We start from the raw sequence: 26,920 nt of genomic DNA, 5'->3' as shown, positions 1-26,920 counted from the left end.
GCGCTGGTTGGTACAATTCGGGAGTGACGGCGAATTTCAGTGTGAGCAGTCCGGCGAATGAATCGAATGGCACGCGTTATGTATTTACGCAATGGAGCGGCGCTTACAGCGGGACGAATAGTTCTGGCAGCACGACTATGTCTGGCCCCAAAGAGGTTGTGGCAAATTGGAAGACGCAACACTATTTAACAACGTCGGAGAATCCGAGTGCCGGGGGTGATATTACGCCTTCGCCGCCGGGGGCATGGTATGATAGTGGAGAGAATGTTCAAGTCAATGCGACTGTTTCCAGTGGGTATGAGTGGGCAGGTTGGTCAGGTGATTTGAGCGGCACGTCTCGTCCGGCAACGGTACAGATGACGAGTCCCAAACAAGTGACAGCAAATTTTGGCAAATTAGTAGATGTGACTGTTGGTACGAATCCTGTTGGCTTATCATTTCGCGTTGACGGGACAACTTATACGAGTAGTCAGGTTTTTCATTGGGTAGAGAATAGCCAACACACATTGGCAGTGGATTCGCCCCAAAGCGGCGCGACGAATGTTCAATATCTTTACTCGAACTGGACAGACGGAGGCAACCAGAGCCATACGTACGTCGTTCCTGGTTCGAATCGGACAGTTACGGCGAATTTCACGACGCAGTATTATTTAACAGTAAACTCGAGTCACGACTCGCCTCAGGGGACAGGTTGGTACAATTCGGGGTCGACGGCGAATTTCAGTGTGAGCAGTCCTGCGGACGAATCGAATGGTACGCGATATATGTTCACGACGTGGAGCGGGGATTATACTGGCAGTAGCCCATCGGGCAGTGTGACGATGAATCAACCGAAAGAAGTTACGGCGAACTGGGATGCGCAGTATTATTTGACAGTAACGTCGGCGCACGACTCGGCGCTGGTTGGTACAATTCGGGAGTGACGGCGAATTTCAGTGTGAGCAGTCCGGCGAATGAATCGAATGGCACGCGTTATGTATTTACGCAGTGGAGCGGGGATTACAGCGGGACGAATAGTTCTGGCAGCACGACTATGTCTGGCCCCAAAGAGGTTGTGGCAAATTGGAAGACGCAATATTTCTTGTCGATGACGGAAAATCCGCCGGAGGGAGGCACAGCAACGCCAGCTCCCCCGGGCGTTTGGTACGATGAAAATGAATCTGTTCAAATCAGCGCAACTGCGGCGACGAGCTACCATTGGGACGGCTGGTCGGGCGATGTTACTGGAATGGATAATCCGACGCAGGTTACGATGAATGGACCCAAAAACATTACTGCAAATTTTTTGGGGGAAGAAATTATCACTAAACCAAATAAGCCAACAGGACCTCAATCAGGAATTATCGGGCAGCAATTGACGTATTCAACCGGAGGCTCTACAAGCAATTTAGGGCATAGCGTTGAGTATAAGTTTGATTGGGGAGATGGTAGCGAATCCAACTGGGGCTCCAAAACCAAATCACATACTTATAACGAAACAGGGACATACACTGTCAAGGCAAAAGCGCGCTGCACAACGCATATAAATATCGTATCCTCTTGGTCAAGCGGCTTGCAAGTGGACGTCGCCGGCTATCATTTGAATGTATCAGTTTCCCCGGAAAATGCGGGTGAAGTACAGCGAAGTCCAAATAAAAATGAATATGCTTATCACGAATCAGTACGTCTTACGGCTGTCGCATCTAACCAGGCTTATGTCTTCGATCACTGGAGTGGAGATTTAACTGGATCAACAAATCCGAAAACAATTACCATGAATGGCAATAAAAATGTTACAGCAAATTTTGTGATGGAGACCGTGTCGATTCCTAATAAACCGACAGGTCCGAGTAGTCTTAAAGCCGGAGATGAGTATCATTTTTCTACAGGAGGGGCATCGAGCAGTTTGGGTCATAGTATTCAGTACCAATTCGATTTTGGAGACGGAAACCAATCAAATTGGGGGTCAGCTTCAGTAGATTATGTTTACTCAAAAACCGGAGATTTCGAAATTAAAGCGCATGCGCGCTGTGCCGAACATAGTGAGGTAGTTTCCGATTGGTCGGCCGGATTAATAGTACATGTCTCTGGCTTAATGTTGACTGTTAATGTCAATCCTGATCTCTCCGGTCATGTCACAATTAATCCGGATAAACAGGAGTACGATTTATCGGAAGTTGTTCAAATTCGTGCATTTCCGGCTGATGTAAGCTGGGAATTTCAAAATTGGACAGGGGATATAGACACGACTACTTGGAATCCCGTCAACCTTTTTATGAAAAGAGATCGAGTTATCTACGCTAACTTTATAAGCGAAACCGTTTCTAAACCGGCAATTATTGAGGGTCCGACATCTGGGACCATAAACGTACAAATGACGTTTGTGGCTAATAATGCTTCAAGTAGCTTCGGGCATGTAGTGGAATATCAATTTGACTGGGGTGATAGTACGAAATCAGAATGGGGAGACGCTTCGCAACAACATTTTTATTCTAACACTGGAATAATGTATGTCAGAGCACACGCGCGCTGCGCTCAGCACCCGCGTGTCGTATCGGAATGGTCAGCGTCACATGAAATTAATATTTCTGCATACACATTAACGATACTAATCGATCCTCCGGGATGGGGCGAGGTTAACAAAAATCCAGATGATTCAACCTTTGCTGCGGGCGAGACAGTGGAATTGTTCGCTGCTGGAAATAAGGGCTATTCTTTCACTGAATGGTCAGGAGATTTGATAGGAAATGAAAATCCGAAGAATATCGTTATGAATTCCGACAAGACAGTGACAGCTCATTTTACCCGGACGGAAGAAACAGTATCAGCCCCTACTTTTGTTGCCGGGCCGGATTCAGGTATCATGGGTAGATTCCTGACATTTTCAACGGGGGGGTCTGTTAGCAATTTAGGTAATCCTGTGGAATACCAGTTCAAATGGGGAGACGGATTGCTGTCAACATGGGATGATTCCGTTAAAAGTCATGCTTATTTTGTTACGGGAATAAAACTCGTCCAGTCAAGAGCCAGGTCAAAGGTCAATATGAGTATTGTTTCCGGTTGGTCTCAACCTCAAAATGTCACTTTGTCTGGCCGGAAACTTGTGGTTAGGGCTGCCCCGGAAGGCGCCGGACAAATTTTAGTCAGTCCGCATCAGGATGAATATCCGGACAGCGCAACAGTGCATTTGACTGCTGTTCCAAATCAGGGTTACACTTTCAATCATTGGAACGGCAGCTTTTCCGGAAATGATAATCCGATAACAATTGTGCTGGATTGTGACAAGGATTTCGTCGCGGAATTTTCACAAAGCGAGGAACAAATTTCTCCGCCGATTTCACCGGTAGCCGTCGAACAAGGGATTATCGGACAGCACATTGTTTTCTCGACTGACAGCGCCAGAAGCAATCTGGGCAATGAGGTAGAATATCAATTTAATTGGGGAGATGGCACACTTTCGCAATGGGGTGCGAAAGAAAGGGCGCACGTCTATTTCATGCCATATACATTTGAAGTTCGTGCACGTGGCAGATCAAAAGTTTCGTCTGATGTGATATCTAATTGGTCAGCCCCACATTTGATTGAAATTTCCGGATTGGAATTGAATATAATTGTAGAGCCGGAGAGCAGCGGCGTTGTGGTCAAAAGCCCACAAAAGGTTCAGTATGCTTATCAGGATACTGTCCGTTTGTATACTGTGGGTTTGGAAAATTACAGCTTCGATCATTGGAGCGGAGATTTGACCGGCGATTTTGATCCGGGTGTTATTGTGATGAATGGTAATAAAGAGGTAACGGCATTCTTTGGTGTGAAAGTGCCTCCTGTTACTGCGCCGCAGTCAATTACAGGCCCGGACAAGGGATATCGGGCACAATCATTGGTTTTTGTTGCGCGAGGAGCCAAAACGGCAAATGGAGATAGTGCGAATTACCAATTTGATTGGGGCGATGGACTGTTGTCAACCTGGGGTGATTCTGTGCAATCTCACAAATTTTTCAATTCCGGAGATTATCTTGTTCGGTCTCGAGCGCGAAGCAAAAGCGATACTGTTTCAGTTTCCAATTGGTCCGGAGAATTTCAGGTTCGTATCAGCGGATGTAAGTTGATTGTGAACCTTGATCCTGAAAATGCCGGTGATGTTGAGAAATTCCCCAACGAAAGCGATTATGATTTTAATGAAATAGTTGAGCTAAAAGCGAATGATAGCCCGAATTATATTTTTGTTAATTGGAATGGTGTGAGTCGGGATACAAGTCGGTCAAAGTTGATAACAATGGTGGGTGATACGACTATCACGGCTTTCTTCGAGTCAGTGACTGGCGTAGAATCTGAAGGAAATCAAAAACCGACTTCGTATGCTTTGTCACAAAATTACCCTAATCCTTTCAATCCGGAAACACGCATTAAATTTCAAATCCCAAAACCCGAAAAAGTCAAGTTGACTGTCTACAATATTCGTGGTCAGATTGTTCGCGTACTGCTGAATGAATTTAAGCCGGCTGGTTTTTATACGCTAATTTGGGATGCCAGGAACGAAAACGGCGAGAAAGTGCCAACTGGAGTGTATCTGTATCGGTTTGAAACATCTGGATTCAATCAGGTAAAAAAGATGGTTCTTATTCGTTAGTTTGCTGTTTTGAGCTAAAGGGGTTTGAATTTCCAAAGTTATTTTAAAAATACGCTAACATTAATAATAATATAAAATTATAGACATGCCCAGTATTAACTCTTTAATATTTATGCAGATGAAAATCTGAAAACTTTATTTTAATTAAATACAAAATTTGGATAACTTTAAGTTTTTAACCCTTTATTTTGGCATGTATTTTGCAAAATAGTTCATAAAACGAGCCTGAAAATTCCGTTGAAAGCAGAGAAAGTCATAACTTAGCCGTTAAAACGGGAAATGATGTTGATAAAGTTCTTGACATGGTAGTAGCGTTTTAACGGTTTTTATTTGCAACTTGACTTTATTTCAGGGATCACTATTTTAAGGAAGTTTTTCTTCTTTTGCCTGTTGCGTTCACTATTTCAAAAAAAAGAAAAATGTTCTTGTAGAATTATGAACGAGCATATTGCATAGCAATAACACTCCAGGAGGTCGCAATGTTTCAAAAAGTTAAAAAGGCAGGAAAAAAATTTTTGTTTTTGGGGGGACTTGTTTTATCGTTGTCTTCTCCGTTGTTATGGGCTCAGAGTGAAACTTCCTCGGAGAAATCAACCAAATCAACTATTTTGCAGATTTTAAATATCGAGATTAACCCTGATGGCGCTGGATCAGTTACGAAAACTCCTGATAAAGCGAATTACGATGCGGGCGAAAAAGTTACACTGAAAGCAAATGCGGGCGGACGATATCAGTTCTTGAATTGGAGCGGCGATATTGATAGACTCGGGTACAATCCGGTGGATATTCACATGGAAGAAAATCGGACAATTGTCGCTAATTTTGTGATTCAAGATAATAATAAAATTACTTCTCCCAACAAACCCAGCGGCTCGACATCCGCCCAAACCGGTGAGTGGCTAACTTTTCGCTCCGGCGGGGCAAATAGCTCAATTGGGGGGAGTGTTGAATATTTGTATGATTGGGGGGATGGAAGAATCTCTGAATGGGGAGGATCAACAAGAACTTATGCTTTTGGGAAATCAGGTAGTTACAACGTCCGTGTGCGCGCCCGGAGCACAGCAGAGCCAAATACAGTTTCCGGTTGGTCAGCTTCATTGTCGGTACGCATCAATGGTCCTGATAAGCATATTTTAACAATTACAATCGAGCCTGAAAACGCAGGGCGCGTAGAGATTACGCCTGAACAAGATGGCTATGATGACGGAGATCAGGTTAAACTGCAAGCTATTCCTAACGCTGGCTACCGATTTGATCGCTGGACAGATGGTCTTAAAAGCACCACCAACCCGGTAAATATTTACATGCTAAAAAGTCGTTCAATCACAGCTAATTTTGTAAAAGATGGTGGAGGCGGCGGAGACACGGAAACGGTTACCACTCCGGATAAACCGGACGGCCCGACAAGCGGCCAGATTGATACAGACGTCCAATTTGTTTCAGGAAATGCAGCCAGTTCACTCGGTCATGAAGTGGAATACCAATTTGATTTTGGCGATGGAAATCAGTCGGGTTGGGGGAATGATCATGCTTCGCACCGCTATGCTGCTACTGGCGCATTCAATATAAAGGCACGAGCGAGATGTGCGGTCCACACGAACATCGTCTCCAATTGGTCTCCAAGCGCAACAATTAATATTACGGGCGAACAGGCAAATTATGTGTTGACAGTACTCGCCGATCCTGAAGCTGGGGGCACGGTTCAGAAAGATCCTGATAAGGACACCTATGCGCAGAATGAACGAGTTGCTTTGCATGCCACACCCAATTTGAATTATCGTTTTGACCATTGGAGTGGAGATATTTCTTACTACACGGATAATCCAATAAATATTTATATGAGAAGAAGCAGAACGATTATTGCAAATTTTATTTATGAGGGCGGAGAACAAGTGACTGTTCCAGATACAGTTATTGGACCTGCGGCAGCGTACAAAGATGTCGAGATTAGTTTCGCTACTGGCGGAAGCCAAAGCAGTCTCGGGCATCCGGTAGAGTACCAATTTGATTTTGGCGATGGTTCGCAATCTTTCTGGGGAGATTCAGTTCAGACACATACCTATACAGAAGTCGGAACTTTCTCTGTAAAAGCCCGGGCGCGCTGCAGTGAGGACGTTGGAGCTCAATCCGGCTGGTCAAAAAGTATCGACATCGTCATTAATGAATTGCTTGAAGGAAATACTTTGGATGTAAGTGTTGATCCTTTGAATTCGGGGATCGTGCAGATTCAGCCGCGAAAAAATTTGTATGCAGATAATGAAACTGTGCTGTTGTACGCTATTCCTTCAAATGGCAACGGGCCTTTTGATGGCAATATTTATGTTGAAGCGGAAACAGGAACATTGAGCGGAAATTTCTGGGTTGAAACCGATACGACTGCTTCGGAGAATATGTACATTTATGGCACGCAAGGTAGCCCTAGAGATGGAGATGCCATTTATCATGTCATTATTGAGACTACCGGGAATTATTTTATTTGGGGTAGATGTTATGCATTAGCTGATACCGAGGATAGTTTTTTCTTCCTCGTTGACGACGGCGACACTTTAACCTGGCATTTAGACAAAGACTATAATAAGTGGAAATGGCAGAAGGTGAGTGATCAACATCAGGTTCAACAGTTCAATCTGACAGCGGGGGAACATGAGTTGCGGGTTATCAAAAGAGACAAGAAGGCTCGTTTGGATAAATTAATTATTACCAGAGACGGTGGTTTTGAGCCGTCAGGAAAAATGGCCGTCGCGAATGAAGATTCGTTCAGTTTCCAATATTGGGGTGGAGATTTAGCAGGGACAGATAATCCGACTCAATTGACAATGGACGGCGATAAAAATGTGACGGCGCATTTTGTTTCAGGAACCGCTGAGATGGTGAGCGCGCCGACCATGATTGACGGTCCTGATAGCGGTTTCGTTGGTGATACATTAACTTTTACGACGAACGGAGCCATTGACAATAAAGGGAATCCAATTCAATATCAATTTGATTGGGGTGATGGGAATTTGTCCGGTTGGGGTGATTCCAGCGCAGTTCACATTTTCCAGGCTTCACAGCTTTATGAAATTAAAACACGCGCCAGAAGCACTGCCGATACGCTGGTGGTGTCCGGCTGGAGTCCGGCTTTTGTGATACAAATTTATCAAGAGACTGTTTCCGTTCCTACGTCTTTAACGGGGCCTGATTCTGTTTTTGTCGGAAAAAATGTCACCTTTGTAACGTCCGGCGCATTAGACAACAGGGGAACGGCCGTGGAATACCAGTTCGACTGGGGCGATGGGCAGCAGTCTCCCTGGGGAGATTCGAGTCAGACCTATGTTTATGCGGATTCTGGAGATTTTTCTGTAAAAGCCAGAGCCCGAAGTATCGTAAACCCTGCTGTCATGTCTGATTGGAGTCAGTTTGCAACAATTATTGTTCGTTATGAACCGGTGCCGCATTTTAGTATTTATATTACAATTAATCCGGAAACCAAAGGAACTGTAACCAAAGAACCAGATAAACAAGAATATGCAAAAAATGATACGGTGAAACTCACAGCGGTTGCTATTGAAGGTTACAATTTCGATAATTGGAGCGGAGACCTTGAAGGAACAGAAAATCCCATATTTGTTGTTTTGACACGCGACATGAATGTCACTGCAAATTTCTCGGAGGTTGTCGAATCTGTATCCACGCCGCTTACGCCAACTGGTCCGGACAGCGGCATGATCGGTGAACAATTGACATTTGTAACGACAGGCGCCGCGTGTAATCTGGGACACGAAGTTGAATATCAGTTCGATTGGGGAGATAGCACGCTTTCGGATTGGGGAAAGAATACCAGACAGCATATTTTTAGCTACAGTGATACAATGGAGATTCGCGCAAGAGCGCGCTGCAAAGAGAACAGCAGTGTAATATCCGACTGGAGCGATATTCATAAAGTCCTTATTGTGAAGTCTTTCAATTACTTTGTCAATATCATTGTTGACCCTCAGGGCTCTGGAACAGTCAATCGTACACCATTTAAAAGCAGTTACGAGAGCGGCGAAGTTGTTATATTATCTCCATTGCCGCTTTCGGGGTATGTTTTTGACCATTGGAGCGGAGATGTAACCGGCATTCAGAATCCTGAATTTTTAATCATTGACGGAAATAAAAATGTGACCGCTCATTTTAAAAATATAACAGGGGTTGAAAGAATCGACAAAGAGATTCCTGATGAATTTTCTCTTTCCCAAAATTATCCGAATCCTTTTAATCCGACAACGACGATTAATTTTCAATTGGCAAATTCTGGGCGCGTTAACTTGCAAATTTACAACATAAAAGGACAGCAGATAAAAAAGTTGGTAGATAGCTATCAGAGTGCCGGCTATTATCAAGTTCTCTGGGATGCTACAGATCAAAATGGGATGAAGGTTCCTTCAGGAATTTATTTTTACCAAATTCACACAGATGAGTTTACGCAAATCAGAAAAATGACGCTATTGAAATAAGCATTATTTGATCGGTAGAATTCAATAAAATAAAAGTATTTACAATAAGTTTAGCAATTTTATGGATCAATTTAAACACGGAAGGAAAACTTTTTAGTTTTTTTTATGAGGAGGATGGTGTTGATGAACCGAAAATTAGTTCCGGGAATGGAGATCAGAAAATTATTAATAGTTGCCTTATTTTTTATCATTGGAGTCGGAAATGTTTTTGCGACGCATCGAATAATGCCACTGGGTGATTCTATAACCCGAGGTATGGGAGGCGATCCACCCTATACTGGCTATCGCGATGATTTGTATCAAAAATTAATAAATGCCGGCTGGGATTTTGATTTTGTTGGCAGTCAGAGTGACGGAAGCGGATTTGACGCTGACCATGAAGGACACGGAGGCTGGCATGCAGATGATATACTAGCAAACATAGATACATGGCTGCTTGATAGTACGCCTGATGTAATCTTGTTGCATATTGGGACAAATGATGTGAGTTCAGGGGAACCTAACTCCCAGACAATAAGTGAGATAGAGGGAATTCTAGATAAAATTTATGCCTATAATTCACAAACTTCTATATTGTTGTGCAAATTGATACCACGCATAGAAACACCAGCGAATGAATACCTTCAAAATCAAGACCTAAATGCTAAAATTGAGGAGCTGTATAACACTAAAAAAAATCAAGGTTTTTATATTTATCTTGTTGATCAATACTCAGCATTTACACAAAATGACAATTGGCGAACAGAATATATGATTGATAATGTCCACCCGACTGATGCCGGTTATGCGGTTATGGCGGATACTTATTTCTCTGTACTTCAGTCTATCCATTTTCCTACGCTAACTTTAACAATCCAAATTAATCCTGAAGGGGCGGGGACAGTTCTTCTTGACCCAGATCGCGAGAAATATGCCTATTCTGAGGTGGTGCAAATGCGCGCTGTGGCTTATGGCGAATTTCATTTTGATCATTGGAGTGGAGATATTGATGTAAATAGCACTAATCCAATAAATATTTATATGCTACATAGTCGCACAATAATTGCTAATTTTGTCAATGATGAAGAGGAGTTTGTTTCTACTCCAAACACGCCAACAGGGCCCGCTAATGGGTACACGGGAGAGTCATTGACTTTTTCCACGGGCGGTTCTACTAGTAATTTGGGGCATGATGTTGAATACAAATTTGACTGGGGGGATGGCGGGCAATCTGGTTGGGGAAGTCCCACCCAATCGCATGTTTTTGGGATCAATGGGATTTTTCAGATAAAGGCACAGGCTCGTTGTTCCGTACACACAAATATCAAGTCAGCATGGTCGAATTTTGCTTCCGTGACAATAAACGGAGATACAACATTCATTCTCACCGTTATTGTTAATCCGTTGGGTGCAGGGGAGGTTGTCACTAGTCCTGAAAAACTAGCCTATGAACCGAAAGAAACTGTCACTCTTCATGCTGTACCTGCAAACGAAAATTTCGATTTTCAATATTGGAGCGGAGATATTGATTCTTCTACAATAAATCCAGTTACCATTTATATGCTAAAGAATCGGACTATTATTGCAAATTTTCACAGTTCGATTCCCTATTATACATTGGATATCGGAATTGACCCTGACGGTGCTGGGACTGTTACGAAAAACCCCGACAAATTGAGTTATGCGGAGGGCGAAACCGTAGAACTCACGGCACAAGCGGCTAGTTCGGCGACTGATAAAATTTACATCGAAGGGGAAAATGGGACACTATTTGGCGCGATGCGGGTCGGGGATGACCTTACCGCTTCCGGAGGCCAATTTGTTTATGATACGAGCTCTCATCCCAAATCCGGCTACGCAGAATATACATTTGATGTACAGGAGTCCGGTAGTTATGCAATTTGGGGCAGGTGTTATGCGCTTTCCGGAACTGAAGATAGTTTTTTTATTGTTGTGGATGGTAGCCCGGATACTCTCACCTGGCATTTAGATAGTCATTACTATTCATGGCGTTGGCAAAAAGTGTCTGATTGGTACACGGTAAAAGAATTTAATTTAGACGTCGGTAGTCATACCATTACGCTTGTGTCAAGAGACGTCAATGCACGTTTGGATAAATTTATTCTTTCCAAAGACCCCACATTTGTTCCTTCAGGGAAAGAGGAGAATGCTGGCGGTGTTTATGCTTTTGATTCCTGGTACGGAGATTTGACTGGAAGCCAAAATCCGGTGACGGTTGTAATGAATTCAAATAAAGCAATCACGGCTCATTTTTCTGAAACACATGAATCTGTAACAACTCCCAATAAACCGACAGGACCTACATCCGGGGAGGTTGGAATGAATCTAACTTTCTCAACCGGCGGGTCTCAATCTGCTTTAGGCAATCCAGTCGAATATCAATTTGATTTTGGTGACGGAAACTTATCCAGTTGGGGGGGGGATACGCGAACTCATGCTTATGTGACAAATGGCACTTTTGAATTAAAGGCGCGCGCGCGGAGCCAGACGTTCACACAAGTAGTATCAGATTGGTCGTCAGGCTTATCTGTTACGATTTCCGAAATAATTCAATACAACTTAACTGTTCATGTCATTCCTGATGGATCGGGAAGTATTGATAAAAATCCTTCTAAGTCAGTTTACGATCCGGCTGAATGGGTAAGGCTAATGGCCATCCCCAAAACCAAAGACGATAATATTCGAGTGGAAGCTGAAAGCGGCGCCTTGAGTGGCAACATGGCTGTTGGCAGTGACGACGAGGCATCTGATAATCAATATATTTATGGTACCTCAAGAGATCCTGGAAGCGGGAGCGCGGAAATTCAGTTTGAAGTTTCGGAATTCGGAACATATTTCATTTGGGGACGATGTTATGCGCTATCGAGCACTGAAGATAGTTTCTTTTTGATTGTAGATAACTCTTCTGACACGCTTACCTGGCATTTGGATCCGGAATATTATAATGCCTGGAAATGGCAGAAAGTATCTGATTGGCATGTGGAACAGACATTTGACTTGACACCTGGCTGGCATACGCTAACTATTGTGACGCGGGATATCAATGCTCGGCTGGATAATTTGCTTATTACCAGCGATCCGACTTATCAACCTGCTGGTAAAGAGGAGTATAACTCAAATATCAGACTTGAGGCAGAGAGTGGTAATTATGCGTCGCCATTTACGACGGGAACCGATCCCCAAGCATCCGGAAATTACTATCTATATAGTACCAGCTCTACGCCAATGTCTGCAACCGCGTCTTATGGTGTAGATATTCCCTCTTCGGGAACGTATTATATTTGGGGTAGATGCTATGCTCTTTCCGGGACAGAAGACAGCTTCTTTTTTCAGATGGATGACCAGTCTGTTCTCACTTGGCATCTGGATCCGGAATATCATGTTTGGAAATGGCAAAAAGTATCGCATAATCATGTGGTTCAGTCGTTCAATTTGTCAAAAGGGCAGCATTCATTGAAAGTAATTTCTCGAGATGTTAACGCGCGTCTGGATAAATTACTTTTGACAACAAATCCGAATTATGTCCCATCAGGGAAAGAAGATACGCCTTCTGCGGTAGATGCGAATTATCGTTTTGATAGATGGGAGGGGGATATTTCAGGGAACAGCAATCCTGTAAATATTCAAATGAGCGGCGACAAGGAAATTTATGCCTATTTTGTAGTCACTCAGGATTTTATTTCCCCGCCGACTTCTGTCGTCGGGCCTGAGACTGGCATGATTGGGCAGCCGCTTAGCTTCATGGCGAGCGGGGCTAGCAGTGAACAGGGTAATTCTTTACAATATCAATTTGACTGGGGTGATGGTACCATGTCGCCTTGGGGCGCCGACACTCAGGATCATATTTATAATTCCAGCGGGACGAAAACGGTCAAAGCGCGAGCCAAAAGCGCGGTCGATACGACGTCTATTTCTAACTGGGGCGACAATGTACAAGTCGTTAATATCATTGGTTTAAGCTTGTCCATTGCTGTTGATCCAGTTGGAAGTGGCACTGTGGGAAAATCACCGTCCAAACCCGAATATGCTTACGACGACACCGTGACGCTAACGCCGAGCGCAATTAGCGGCTATGCATTTGATCACTGGAACGGTGATCTGACGGGCAGCGAAACTCCGGCACAATTGATTATGACGGGGAATAAAGCTGTAACGGCAGTTTTTGTGGAATCACAGGAAACTGTGACGCAACCCAATAAACCCACCGGTCCCACAACTGGTATTTTAGGACAAACTCTGCAATTTGCCGTAACCGGCAGCAGCAGTAATCTCGGTCATGAATTGCAATATCAGTTTGACTGGGGTGATGGTTCGCTTTCAGAGTGGGGATTAAATTTGCAAAACCACGTTTATTCTGTAACAGGCATTATGTCGATCAAAGCGCGGGCGCGTTGTAAAACACACACGAATGTTATTTCTGATTGGTCAGACACGCTGATGGTCACTGTTACGGGATACATATTGACCATAACGGTGAGTCCGACAGATAAAGGATTAGTCACAAAGAATCCAAACAAAAACAAGTACGGATTCGGTGAAAAAGTGGCGGTGTCTGCAATTGGCACTTCCGGTTATCAATTTGACCACTGGGAGGGCGATTTAACGGGTACGACGAATCCGGATACTGTAACACTAAATGGGAATCGAAGCATCATCGCTTTCTTCAAGCAAACGCAAGAAACCGTATCAATGCCGATGTTCATTGCCAGTCCGGATACAGGTTATTTAGAACATTCAATTGCTTTTACAACCGGAGGCTCAGTGAGTAGTTTCGGGAATGCAGTGCAATACCAATTTGATTGGGGCGATGGCACTTTGTCTGCCTGGGGAGATTCGGCGGCGAGTCATATTTACAATTTAGTGGGCACTCACAAAGTCAAAGCTCGGGCGCGTTCAGCGGCAAATAACAGCATTGTTTCCGACTGGACAGATGGCAAGCCGATTGTGATTTTGAGCGTTTACTACTCGATTTCCGTCACAATCGATCCGGAAAGCGCCGGAAGCGTGAATCGTACGCCGTTCAAGTCTCGGTATCGAGATGGCGACGTAGTTATTTTAACGCCGTTGCCCATATCGGGTTACGTATTCGATGACTGGACCGGCGACCTGGAAGGAATAGACAATCCGGCAATTATTCAGATTGATGGCAACAAAAATATCACTGCTCATTTTCGAACGATTTCCAGCGTCGATAAGCAGAAAAAACAGATTCCGGATAATTTTTCTCTTTCTCAAAATTATCCCAATCCGTTCAATCCGGGAACGAGTATCAATTATCAATTGGCGCAACAAACCCACGTGCTGCTGAAAGTCTACAATATGCAAGGGCAGCTAATTGAAACTCTGGTCAGTGAAACGCAGCCGGCGGGATTTTACACCATTCGCTGGAAAGCCCTAGACGGGAGCGGCAGGCGATTGCCTTCAGGAGTTTACTTGTACCGGATTGAAACCGACTATTTTAGCGAATTGAAAAAAATGATTCTCATGAAATAACGAGCGCCAAAATTTTCGCCCGGATTTTCATAAATTTTAATCCGGGCGATGTGAGGTTTTTAGGGGGCACGTCATTCGCTTTGTGAAAAAAAGATGCCTGTGGACAGCGCTGCTTCTTCTTTCTGCTGAAGCACTATTTGCTCAAGTAAAAATAATGCCTTTGGGAGACTCAATTACAACAGGCAAAGGGGGAGATCCGCCTTATGCCGGTTTTCGCGATGACCTGTATTTTATGCTATTGAATATGGGTTTCGACTTTGATTTTGTGGGAAGTTTGTCAGACGGGTTTGGTTTCGACTCAGATCACGAAGGCCATCCAGGGTGGAAAGCGGATCAAGTACTGGCAGAAGTCGATACTTGGCTGGTTGACAGCGATCCTGATGTAATTCTGTTGCACATTGGCACGAATGATGTTAGCTCCGGCCAGCCGAATTCACAAACGATTGTAGAAATTGAAGGCATTTTAGATAAAATTTATAATTACAAACCACAAATAAAAATTTTGTTTTGCAAATTAATTCCACGCCGCGTGACATGGGAAAATGAGTATATTTACAATGAACGTCTTAATGTGCGTATTGAAAGTTTATTTAATGAAAAGAAAACCCAGGGCTATGATATTTATTTAGTTGATCAATTTTCAGCTTTTGATAAAAATAGTAATTGGGCCGACGAGTACATGGTTGACAACGTCCACCCCAACGACATCGGCTACCATGTCATGGCGGAGACCTATTTCCAGGTTTTGCAGCCGCTGTTAGCTGAACGGACTCATCAAATTGCGGGATCGGTTCAATATTATTCAAATCAAAATCCGATTGATAACGTGATTGTCTATTTGGCTGGTTCGCAGAGTGATCGAATGCTCACAAATTTCGCCGGCTCTTTTCAATTTGGGAATCTTACGGCTGGCGAAGATTTCTCTGTACGTCTGGAGAAAGACAAACTGGATCGTTTTCAAAACAATGTCATTACCATGTACAGCGCGGCGCTCACACTCAGGCATGCCGTGGGAGTAGATACGCTCAATCCAAACCAGCAATCTGCCGCGGACGTGGACAAAAATGGGTCAATTACCGCTTTTGACGCGGCATTAATCGCCAGATATGCAGTCGAATTAGATCCATTTGGCCAAGACCATGTCGGCGAATGGCGTTTTGTGCCGGATTCGTTGAATTACGATAGCCTGGAAGCTGATTATTTTGATGCAAATTTCACTGGAATTTTGTTAGGCGATGTCGCAGGTGCCTGGTCACAATCGGGAATGGCAAAAGCGGGGAATTTTGACTATGCTCTGGCAGGTAAAATTGAATATCATTCTTCCAATAAAATTTCTGTCCCGATAATTGTTCATTCGGATTCGCTTTTGTCTTTTGCCGGAGAATTAGATTTTCCGGAAAATGCTTTGAGGTTTAGAGGAGCAAAATTTTTACGAGAAGAACATTTGCTGGTTAATCACCGAAAAGGAAAAGTCAAATTCGGATTTTATTTGGCCAATATTCTTGCCGTTTCAGATACTATCGGAAGGCTGGAATTTGAAGTAGTTAGAGAGGAAAATTGGTCTGACGTTGATGTCGCTGTAAAATTTCAGATTAATCAGGCCGCAAGCCAAATGCAACTCATTAGCCTTAACGGACTGTGTGGGCATTACGCGCCTTCTCTGACTGTTGGCAACAATTACCCGAATCCTTTTAATCCGACTACTGTCGTGCCTTATGATGTCAAAGTTGCCGGAAATTTGGACGTAAAAATTTTTAATGCTTTGGGCCAGGAAGTGAAGGGAATTTTTAATCACTCAGTCGTGCCAGGAAAATACGAACTGAAATGGGACGGCCGAGATGATTTTGGTGTAAATGTCGCTGATGGCGTTTATGTTTGTCGGTTTCAATTGGACAGGTTCGTTCAAAACAGAACGTTGCTGAAATTGAAGTAGGTACATCACAATGCCAGTGAAACAAGCCGTGACAGAGGGTCTGTTTCAGGGGGATTATTATCAAAATTTTGATTGAAAAATATTTTTGGGTAGCGGCTCTTTTTTTCCTTCCCCATTCTCTTGTCGCTCAGGTGAAAATAATGCCTTTGGGAAATTCGATCACAATGGGAAGACACGGCGAGCCTGCCGGATATCGCGATGATTTGTCCCTGATGCTCCAGAATGAAGGCATTAATTTTGACATGGTCGGCTCGAAGAATGACGGTACGGGATTTTATCCGCATCACGAAGGGCACAGCGGCTACCGTGCGGATGAAATTTTAGACAATTTGAATAACTGGCTTCGCCTGAATCCCCCGGACATCGTGCTTTTGCACATTGGAACAAATGATATTAGCCAAGGAGAATCAAACGAATCTACGATTGTCGAAATTGAGAATATTTTAGATACAATCCACAATAGAAATCGGAACACAATCATTTTGTTTTGCAATCTCATTCCGCGTTTTGATGATTACGAAAATCGCCCCCAGCGCACTGAAGATCTGAATTTATTGATTTATAATCTTTTTACCGAAAAAAAAGCAATCGGCTGGGACATTCATTTTGTCGATCAAAATAATGCCATCAAGCAAAATCCGAACTGGACTGCGGAGTGGATGGACGACTATGTCCATCCCAACGATGCCGGCTACCACGTCATGGCGGAAACTTTCTTTCAGGTTTTGCTGCCGCTCCTTTCGGATCAAACTTACCAGCTTGCCGGCCATGTTCGCTATTATTCCAATCAAAATCCGATTGATAATGCGACTGTTCATTTGACTGGATCGCAGATAACCCAGAAATCGACCAATTTGTCCGGTTATTTTCAGTTTAGTGATCTTTCTGCCGGAGGAAATTTTACCATTCGTCCGGGAAAAAGTCAATTAGATCGTTCAGAAAATAGGGCGATTACCATGTACAACGCGGCGCTCACACTCAGGCACGCCGTCGGAGTGGATACGCTCAATCAGAATCAGCAACTTGCCGCCGATGTGGACCGCAACGGAATGATCACGGCATTTGACGCGGCGCTAATCGCGAGATATGTTGTCGAATTGAACCCATTAACTGATGACCATACGGGTGAGTGGGATTTTATTCCGGCTTTAAGAAATTATTCAAATTTAAACTCGAATCATTCCCACGCCGATTTCACAGGCATTTTACTGGGCGATGTCGCTGGCGCTTGGTCTCAGGCAGGATTGGCAAAAGCGACGGATTTTGAAAATGCCGTCATGACAAAAATAGAGTTTAGGTCGCGAAACAGAGTATCTCTCCCGATAATTGTTCGTTCGGATTCAATTTTATCTTTCAGCGGAGAGGTTGAATTCCCTGAAGAAAAATTAAGATTTAAGGGCGTAAATTTTTCAGACACGACGCCGCTGCTAATCAATCATCGTTTGGGAAAAATTATATTCGGATTTTATTCGGCAAACCCCATCGCTGTTTCCGACACGATCGGAAGCCTGGAATTTGAATTTATTCCGGACAAAAACGAATTTGATGCCAGTGTTGTCATGAGATTTCAGATTAATCAGCAAGCGAGTCAGACACAAATTGCAAATTTAAATGTTTTGCGCGATCCTCGGACAGTTGCTTTCACGATTGGCGAAAATTATCCCAATCCATTCAATCCGAGTACGGTTATTCCGTACAATGTGAATGTTTCCGGCGAGCTTAATGTAAGAATATTTAATATGTTAGGCCAGGAAGTAAAGACGTTGCTTAATCATTCAGCGCTGCCGGGAAAATATGAATTAATGTGGGACGGTAAAGACAATGCTGGCACGAGTGTTGCAAGTGGAATTTATGTTTGTCAATTTCAATTAAATGGCTTTGTTGAAAAGAGGACTTTAGTTAAATTGCAATAAACAGGAAGAAAAATTTCTGGTACAAATCAGACAAAGTTCCTTCTCGGGCAATTATTATGGTTTTTTAAATGGGGAGGAATTTTTTCATATTTAAAAGAAAAAAAGCGGAGGAAGAGTAGCGGGAAAATGAAAAGATTGAAAATTGTTAGCGGGATTTGGTCGATTTTGATCTCTTCCATGATTTTTGCGGTCGCCGGATTTTCGCAAGTTCAAGTCGCGCTGCCGGACACGACAGCTACCATCGGCGATACAATTGTCGTTCCGCTGACTGTTTCGGAGTTGCCGGATTCGATTTATTCCTATCAATTTACTTTGATTTTTGATAGTACTGTGATTCGCTATCTGGGTTTTGCTATTTCCCAGACGCTGAGTGAGCAGTGGCAACCATTGCAGCCCTTTGCAAATGATAAAACGGCGGGGAAGATTTTAGTCGGCGATTACGGAGTGCGACCGCTTTCTGGTAGTGGACAATTGATAAAGTTATCGTTTCTTGCTGTCGGTAAGCATCTCGATTCAACGGAGATTCATTTTGATCAATTTTTATTCAATTCGGGGGATCCTCCTGTTGTTACGTCTGACGGAAAAATTAGAATTTTTGCGCCGCTGATTACAGTAAACTTCAGAGCGAATGTCAGTGATTCAGTTAAAATTAAAATTGACGAAGTTCAACGAATTTTGCCGTTTGATACAACCTGGTACTCTGGCACGGAGCACGCCCTCGGTGTGGCAAAAGAGCAAATTTTTCATTCTGACACTCGATACGTATTTGATAGCTGGGGCGATGGCGGCGACACGGCGCACATTGTCGTTGCCAACGCTGACACGATTTTTCAGTGCAATTTTTTGTCCTATTTTTATGTTGAAGTACAATCCGATTTTGGCGTGCCGACAGGCGAGGGATGGTACCTCAGCGGAAGCAAGGCGTTTGTCTCAGTGGATTCTCTGATTGCCTTTGGCGACACGACGCGGGCCGTGTTTTTGAATTGGGAAGGCGCTCAGTCCAGCAGCGAAGCATCCTTTTCATTCGCAGTTACAGAAGCTGCCGTCGAAACCGCAAATTGGCAGTTGCAACATTTTTTGACCATTGTTTCGGATTACGGAAATCCTGCCGGTTCCGGTTGGTACGATGCCGGCGACAGCGCATATTTTAGTGTGGACGCTGCGGACAGCGTAAACTCCGCAGAAAGATTTGTTTTTGCCTCATGGCAGGGAACAGGGATTGGTAGCTATTCCGGCTCCGATTTTGCTTCACTGGTAATTATGAATCATCCGATCACAGAGACGGCGGACTGGCGCCATGAATTTTATTTGCAAATCATGTCTGAGCCTGATTCCCTCGTCGAATTTACTCAAACTGGCTGGCACGAAGCTGATACCGTAATAGAAATTTTTACTCCAAACAATTTGCTTTGGAAAAATGAAATAAAATATCAATTCGACCGCTGGGTTTTTGATGGCGATTCTCTTTGGGGGAATCCAATCAATGTTGTCATGGACAAGGCTCATGAACTGCGATCCGTTTACCGAGCGGACAGCATTTTGGTCACTATCGCCGGAAATTTCACTGATTTGCCTGTTTACGTTGATGGTGCTCGATTTTCGCTGCCGTATCAACAATTCTGGCAATTCGAATCGGAACACGAAATCGGAGTCGATTCTATTGTGACAAATCAGGATTCCGCAAGCCGCTTTGTTTTTGTGGCGTGGGAAGATGGCGGGACAAGATTCCACCAATTGCGAGCAGATTCGGTTTTGACTCCAAAAGTTGAATTTCAGCGTCAATTTTATTTATCAATAAAAACCGATCCCGCGGGCCTGTGGGAATTCTCTCAGATTGGCTGGCATGATCAGGATGATACTGTTGAAATTAGCGAGGCGCCAGAAATCATTTTGCAGAACACGGATACTCTTCGTTTGGAAAATTGGCTCGTCGATGGAGCGCCAATGGCGGGGAATCCAATTTCGGTCGTAATGGATTCAGCTCACATGGCAATTGCTCAATACAATTATTGGCTAACAATTTCGGGTTTGATTTTAGACGGCAGGGGACAGCCTGTCTCCGATGTGCTGGTTCAATTATCCGGCGGCAAAGTTGATAGCGTCGTATGCGATGAGAATGGCTATTTTGGATTCTACGAATTGGAGCCCGGGAATTATGTCGTCTCGCCGCAAGCCGATTGGGCGATTTTTGATCCACAGCAGCGAGAAGTTGTCCTCGGCAATGCCTCCAATGAGGGTGTCAATTTTGTGGCGATTGACACGGTTAAGCCTGTTGTTGCGGTTCTTTTTCCAAATGGCGGAGAAAAATTGTACGCCGGCGACGGGGACACACTCCGCTGGGAAGCTTCGGACAACCGAGCGATTGATTCTTTGATTTTTGCGCTGTCGCTGGATAATGGCGTGCACTGGCAAAATTTGGGCGCTTTGGGAGTTGATTTCATTGATTCCAGCGGCATTTTTCTGTGGCAGATTCCGGACTCAGCGACCGAAGTCGGACTGGCACGAGTGACGGTAATTGATTTCGATGGCAACTCGAGCGAGGATATCAGTGACGGAACTTTTGAAATTGCTCGCCATTCGGGGGTCAAAAAGCAAAAAGGAGAAAATTCTCCGGCTGAATTCCAATTAGGTCAAAATTATCCCAATCCATTTAATAATTCAACGGTGATCCCGTTCCAATTAGCTACGGGAGACCATGTCGTTGTTGAGATTTTCAATTTCCGGGGTCAGCGGGTAGCGCGCATCTTTGCGGGAAATTTGAAAGCGGGCAGCCATGAAATTCGCTGGAACGGTCGTGATGATAATGGATTTGTCGTCGGATCAGGGATTTATTTTTTTCAAATAAAAACCAGCAAGGGAAAAAAAGCTGCAAATAAACTGCTGTTGCTGAAATAGCTCCAAGGAATCTAATAAAAAAGCCGACGTCAACCAGATTGAATTTGAGGCGCCGGCTTTTTTTGTTTTCAAATTATTTCATCAGTAGCATCTGCTTGGAAAAAGTTTTATTCTCAAAACGCAGGCGGTAGATGTAAATTCCTGACGGCAAATTTGAACCGTCAAAAGGAATCTGGTAAGTTCCCGGCTCCAGCGTTTCGTTAATCACTGCCGCAACGTTTCTGCCCAGGACATCAAACACGGTTAGTTGCGCTAATCCCTTTTCTGGAATTGAAAAGGAAATCGTTGTCGTCGGATTGAACGGGTTGGGATAATTTTGCCGAAGAACAAGCGTACGCGGCAATTGCGTTTTTTCCGTTTCAACTTCTGAAGGTACCTGGCTTTTTTTCACTATTCTGAGATTATCGAAGAATAGTTTCCCGTCAGACTCAGATTCTTTATTTTCGTGCGTCAACTGGAAACTGTCAATGTAGTATTTGCTGCCATCCAGAATTTCATTTCCCAGCCATGTGCCGACGGAATTGGGGTCGCTCAAATCCCATTCGACGATTTTCCAGCCGTACCAATTAATCGTCACCCATTGGGAAACTTCCAGAGGATAGCCCTGCCCATTTTCTTCCCGCAGACTAAAACGGAATTTATTTTTGCTGCCATCGCCAAACACAAAACATTGCAAAACATACGATGTGTCAAATTTCACATTTTTTACTCCGGAACCGGAAGCGTATTCCCGCAGCAAATATTCCGCAGCATTGGAATCCCATTCGTAACGCAAACGCGCCGAATTTCTCTGGCGACTCGACGCGGATGGCAAGTAAGCCTCTCCGGACATTTCGAAAGCCGTGTTCGGAATAACAATGCCGACGGTCGAACCGCTGTAGTTTGGCTGCTCCCAATTTGTTAAGGACATGAATTTTTCAATATCAATGGTTTCCTGATAGTAAACATTGGAAGTTTTGAAATCGATGGAAATATCGTTGCCCAGCGTATTCCCGGCAGTGTCCGAAATTTCACTGGAAAAAACTAATGTGTAGGAGGCATCATTTTCCAGCGGCGAAGAAGTTTGCACGCTCACAATCGCTTTTTTTCTGATGGGCGTCAGTTTGTAATTTGACGGAATCAAGCCGTTGCTGTCGAACAATTGGATTGTATTGTTGTTCACTGTCGTCGGATCAAGTGGCTCGCTGAAAACAATTGTCATCACGCCGTCAATCGGAAAATTGGTTGTTTGATTGTCAATATTTGGATTGCTCTGAACAACGACAGGCCCGTTCAAGTCGTTGGGCAAAGTGTAAAATTGTAATGTAAAATCATCGCCAGCAACTCCGTCTCCGTTGCCATCGAGCGGCGTATTGTTGACGTCGGTGACATTTGCCGAAAGCGTAAGTGAATATTCCGCTGCTGGTTGCAACGGCGAATCAAATACAAGAGTCACGCTTTTGAAATCGTCAGACCAGTGATATTCAGAAATTGTCGCTGAAGGAGAAAGTGTAACCGCATTTTCAATAGATTCGGGCACCATTGTTTTGGAAAACTGAAAACGGATCATTGAATTTGCCGGAATCGTGTCACCCGGCGCCGGATCAGCATCCACCACGATCGGCGCGAAAGATGGCAGCGAGTCCCCCTGCGCCAACGTGGAAGGAGCGGATTCATTCCAAAATCGATCAAGCGTTGTGGCAAAATATTTGTAAGTTCCGTTATAATCCTGCAGCCCGTCAAAACGATCAAAAGTGCTGTAGTTGTCTTTGCCAAAATGGATGTTGATGATTTCGTCGTTGTCGACGTCTGGAGTATCGTCTTCAGAGCGATAGACTGCAAACCACTGATTTTCAGTGACCGTAGCCGCCGGCACAATTGTCAGCACGTAGTCCAAAGAATCAATTTTTTGCAAAGTAATTGTGGGCGAGTCCGGCGGAGTGGAGTCAATCGTTTTACTCGCGCGAATTTTTGTCTTTCTTTGAAAAAATAAAGACTTCGCCTTTTCCCAGTAATTGTAATCTTCCCATGAGCCGTAGCTAAAAAATTGGAATCCATCGACCCAGGGCACGCGGCGCGAATAGTCCACAATGGACTCGTGTCGACTCCAGATGTTGTTATCTTCCAAACGGTACGAGGGAGGTCCGACTGAATAAAGTCTTCCGTCCTGAATTCCTTTCTGAATCCACGGCTGCCACGACTCGCTGCCATTTCCTTTGAGCATTCCGTAAAATTCTGGTCCACTCAGCCAATGGTAATGCATGGGAGTCAGTTGTTCGATGTAACCGTCGTTGAACCAAAGCGCTGCATCCTGATAAACAGAGCTGTAACCTTGCCAGCCGCCCCAGTTGTATCTGCCCAGCGCAGCTACGGAAAGCCGCACGTGAGGCTTAACTGCCTGAATGGAATCGTGCAGCACGCGAACAAAGTCAGTGACAGACCAGCGCCACCAATCATCCCATGACGAAAATCCCTGCGGAACTCCGGCGCTGAAAGGATGTTGGTAATCGTAAAGATAACGGCCCGACATGTTAGTATTTAATTCTTCGATCTGTTCTTCGGTGATCATGCCATCCAAAAATCGTTTTTCCGAGGCGATTTTTCCAAATTTGAGAGAGCGTGGACTGTTGGTGTATTCATTCCAGCGCACATAATCGAGATGAAGTCCGTCGATGTCATATTTTCTCACAATTTCCATCGCCACTTGAATAGTATAATTTCTCACTTCTTCCAGGCCAGGAGAGAGGGCAATGTGTTGCGTCATTGGATTGCCGTCCTGGTCGCGGGTAATCCATTCCGGATGTTCGGCGGCAGGTGTCCCTTCGTGAGTAGAAGACGCGGCAAAAACATTGAACCAGGCGTGCAGTTCAAGCCCGCGTTTGTGCGCCTCCTGTATGGCGTAAGCTAAGGGATCAAATCCTGGATCGCGATAGCCGGCGTAATACCCCCAAGGCTCATAAGATGAAGAATAATAGGCAGTTCCGCTTTGGCGTATTTGAAAAAGCACCGCGTTCATATTCGCTTTTTTGTGATCATCCATTATCTTTCGGATTCTCGCTTTTATCTGGCTCTGACTGCTGCTGGAACTGATATATTCCCAGGTAATGACCCAGGTTGCGCGGAATTCTTCGTTCGGCGTGCCTGCTTTTAAGACAAATGAAAGACAAAAAAATATCAGCGCTAACAATTTTAATCTCATAGATTCTCCCGTTCAATGATTTCAAATTCAATCTGGCTAAAAGTTCTCTCAATGAAATTTAGTTAAAAAAATTATGAAAATCAACATTTAAGGTCACTTTTTTCGGAGAATTCATAATAAAAAAGCCGACGAAAAATTTTCGCCGGCTATGTTTGATAACAGCTCAAACAAAAACTACTTGAGCAGCAGCATGCGTTTTGTGTAAACCTGTCCGTCAAATTTCAGACGATAGTGGTAAACACCGGAAGCCAGCCCATTTCCGTCAAAAGTAACTTTGTGGTACCCTGGCTGCATGCGACGATCGATCAGAGTCATCACTTCCCGTCCGAGAATGTCGAAAACCTTGAGTTCAACTTTGCCCGATTTTTGCAGGCTGAAAGGAATTGTTGTGGTCGGATTGAACGGGTTGGGATAGTTTTGATCCAGAATATATTCTTTCGGCAATTGCACAAAATCTTTAATCTGCACATCTGTTCCGGTGCGGACGATTTTGTACACTCTGCTGGCAGTGAAACTTACTGCGTAGCCAATATCGCCAGTGCTATTGAAAGCAATGCCGCGCGGGCCATTGTATTCTGTGGAATCTTCAGGCATATTGAAATAATCGTAATGTTTTGTTTCCAGATTCACGACGACAAAGCCATTATCGTGGCGTCCGGTTGCGGCGTAAGAATCATCGTGCGAAATCCAGAGATTTCCGTCCGGGCCCCAGTCCATGGTTACGACCTGATATTTGAAAACTGGGTAGCCGCCGGTATCAACCAGAATGCTGTCAGTGTAAGTATAGGTAACATAATCTTCTGTCGTATAAATATAGGCAGGACCGCCGGACAGGTTTGCAGAAATGATCGTCTTCCCGTCAGGGGAAACTTCAATACCGCGAGTATAACCTGGCGCCGGATCCAGTGTGATTTCCTGAGTGACATCGAAAGTAGCCGGATCCAAAACGCTAACTGGTCCCACGCCCACGACTTTGCCGACATAAATGTAACCTTCCGCGTCCACTGCCGGCTTGGTCAAACTGCCAGGACCGACCCAGTAGTTCAAACCTTCACCGTTTTCCACGTTCAGTCTGATCAAAGTGCTCTTGTTCGCGTAAAGGATATTGCCGTCTTTGTCAACATTCATTCCGCGACAGCCGTTTGTTTTTGCCAGATCAAAAGTCGTGTCCGAGAAAGCTACCGATGCAATCGGAGAAAAATCGGTCGGTGTGCCATCGGGATTCAGAACAATAATTCCGCCAGTGTTACCGGCATAGTAGCTTCCGATCCAAAGACGATCATATTTATCAACAACGATGCCATGACCGCCGGATACAAGTTTTTCACCGGTTTCGAGCGAATCAAGATAGCTGTCAAAGCTCCAGCCGACATTCAATCCGTCATCGTAAACCCACTCGCCCGGAGACATTAATTCGGCACGTGTGATTTTGAAAGCTTTGTTTGCCGTAAAACTGGTGAAATAGCCGGTGTTGCCGTCATTGGTGAACGCAATACCGCGCGGCCCGTTGTATTCTGTGGAATCCATGGGCACAAAGAAATAGCTATATTTTTTTGTGTTGAGGTCTACTACGACAAAACCATTCTCGTATTTTCCCGTGGCAGCGTAGGAATCATCGTGAGAAATCCACAATTTTCCGTCCGGACCCCAATCCATGGTAACGCACTGGAATTTGAAAATATTCTGTCCGTAATCGTCAAGATAGAGGCTATCCGTCATGGTGTAAGTGACGTAGTCTTCGGTGGTATAAATATAAACGGGTCCGCCGGCGCTTAAATTTCCGGAGATGATCGTTTTTCCATCCGGAGCTACCTCGATACCGCGAGTATATCCGGCAGCAGGTTCTAACGTGATCTCTTGGGTCACATCGAAAGTAGCAGGATCCAACACGCTGATGGGACCCACGCCAACAACTTTACCGATATAAATGTAACCTTCGGAATCTACAGCCGGTTTGGTCAAACTACCGGGGCCAACCCAATACGCCAACCCTTGACCTGTCTCGACATCAATTTTGATTAATGTGCTTTTGTTAGCATACAAAATGTTGCCATCTTTGTCCACATTCATTCCGCGGCAGCCATTGGTTTTCGCCAGATTGAAAGTGGTATCCGCGAAGGCAATTGAATCAATCGGTGAAAAATCAGTCGGTGTGCCGTCAGCATTCAAAACGACAATACCTCCTGTATTGCCGGCATAGTAGCTTCCTAACCAAACGCGGTCATATTTGTCCACGACGATGCCATGTCCGCCGGAAACATATTTTTCCCCGGTAGCCGCTGAGTCGGCAAAAACGCTGTCATACTGCCATGCCGGGCCTCTTTCTTTGACCCAGGCGTGCGACAGCGCCGGCACCGCCAGCGAGATAGTTAGGAATAACAATAGTAGCAATTTTGCTTTTTGCATACAAACCTCCTCAAAATT

General features: G+C 44.4%; 9 protein-coding genes. 7 read left to right on the top strand and 2 right to left on the bottom strand.

Features of this window, described 5'->3' with window-relative positions; all coding sequences use genetic code 11:
• The 7 genes from GXO74_01790 to GXO74_01760 all read left to right on the top strand — a co-directional run.
• Positions 1-923, top strand: a 923-nt coding sequence (locus tag GXO74_01790) for a hypothetical protein (protein NOZ60392.1), incomplete at its 5' end; no start/stop codon positions are given.
• 14 nt (positions 924-937) lie between these two features.
• The gene (locus GXO74_01785; GenBank protein NOZ60391.1) at positions 938-4,606 is read left to right on the top strand and encodes a T9SS type A sorting domain-containing protein; all 3,669 of its coding nucleotides are present in this window, start codon (positions 938-940) and stop codon (positions 4,604-4,606) included.
• A 479-nt stretch (positions 4,607-5,085) separates the two neighbouring features.
• On the top strand, positions 5,086-9,084 hold the full coding sequence (locus GXO74_01780) for a T9SS type A sorting domain-containing protein (GenBank protein ID NOZ60390.1): 3,999 nt from the start codon (positions 5,086-5,088) through the stop codon (positions 9,082-9,084).
• A 123-nt stretch (positions 9,085-9,207) separates the two neighbouring features.
• The gene (locus tag GXO74_01775) at positions 9,208-14,577 is read left to right on the top strand and encodes a PKD domain-containing protein (GenBank protein ID NOZ60389.1); all 5,370 of its coding nucleotides are present in this window, start codon (positions 9,208-9,210) and stop codon (positions 14,575-14,577) included.
• An 82-nt stretch (positions 14,578-14,659) separates the two neighbouring features.
• Positions 14,660-16,510: a hypothetical protein gene (locus GXO74_01770; protein NOZ60388.1), complete on the top strand. Its 1,851-nt coding sequence runs from the start codon at positions 14,660-14,662 to the stop codon at positions 16,508-16,510.
• Between the two features lie 140 nt (positions 16,511-16,650).
• Entirely contained in the window at positions 16,651-18,423 is a 1,773-nt protein-coding gene (locus GXO74_01765; protein ID NOZ60387.1) for a T9SS type A sorting domain-containing protein, read from the top strand.
• A 126-nt stretch (positions 18,424-18,549) separates the two neighbouring features.
• Positions 18,550-21,318, top strand: coding sequence for a T9SS type A sorting domain-containing protein (locus GXO74_01760; GenBank protein ID NOZ60386.1), 2,769 nt, complete (start codon positions 18,550-18,552; stop codon positions 21,316-21,318).
• 73 nt (positions 21,319-21,391) lie between these two features.
• On the opposite strand, the gene GXO74_01755 is transcribed toward GXO74_01760, so the two are convergent.
• A complete protein-coding gene (locus tag GXO74_01755) occupies positions 21,392-24,496 on the bottom strand; it encodes a family 10 glycosylhydrolase (protein ID NOZ60385.1) in 3,105 nt (1,034 codons plus the stop codon).
• Between the two features lie 174 nt (positions 24,497-24,670).
• Entirely contained in the window at positions 24,671-26,902 is a 2,232-nt protein-coding gene (locus GXO74_01750) for a T9SS type A sorting domain-containing protein (protein NOZ60384.1), read from the bottom strand.
• Positions 26,903-26,920: the final 18 nt, after the last annotated feature.

The organism is Calditrichota bacterium (genome assembly GCA_013152715.1).
GTDB lineage: Bacteria > Zhuqueibacterota > Zhuqueibacteria > Thermofontimicrobiales > Thermofontimicrobiaceae > 4484-87.
Note: the sequence above shows the minus strand (reverse complement) of the source record. Positions and strands in the feature narration are given on the sequence as shown.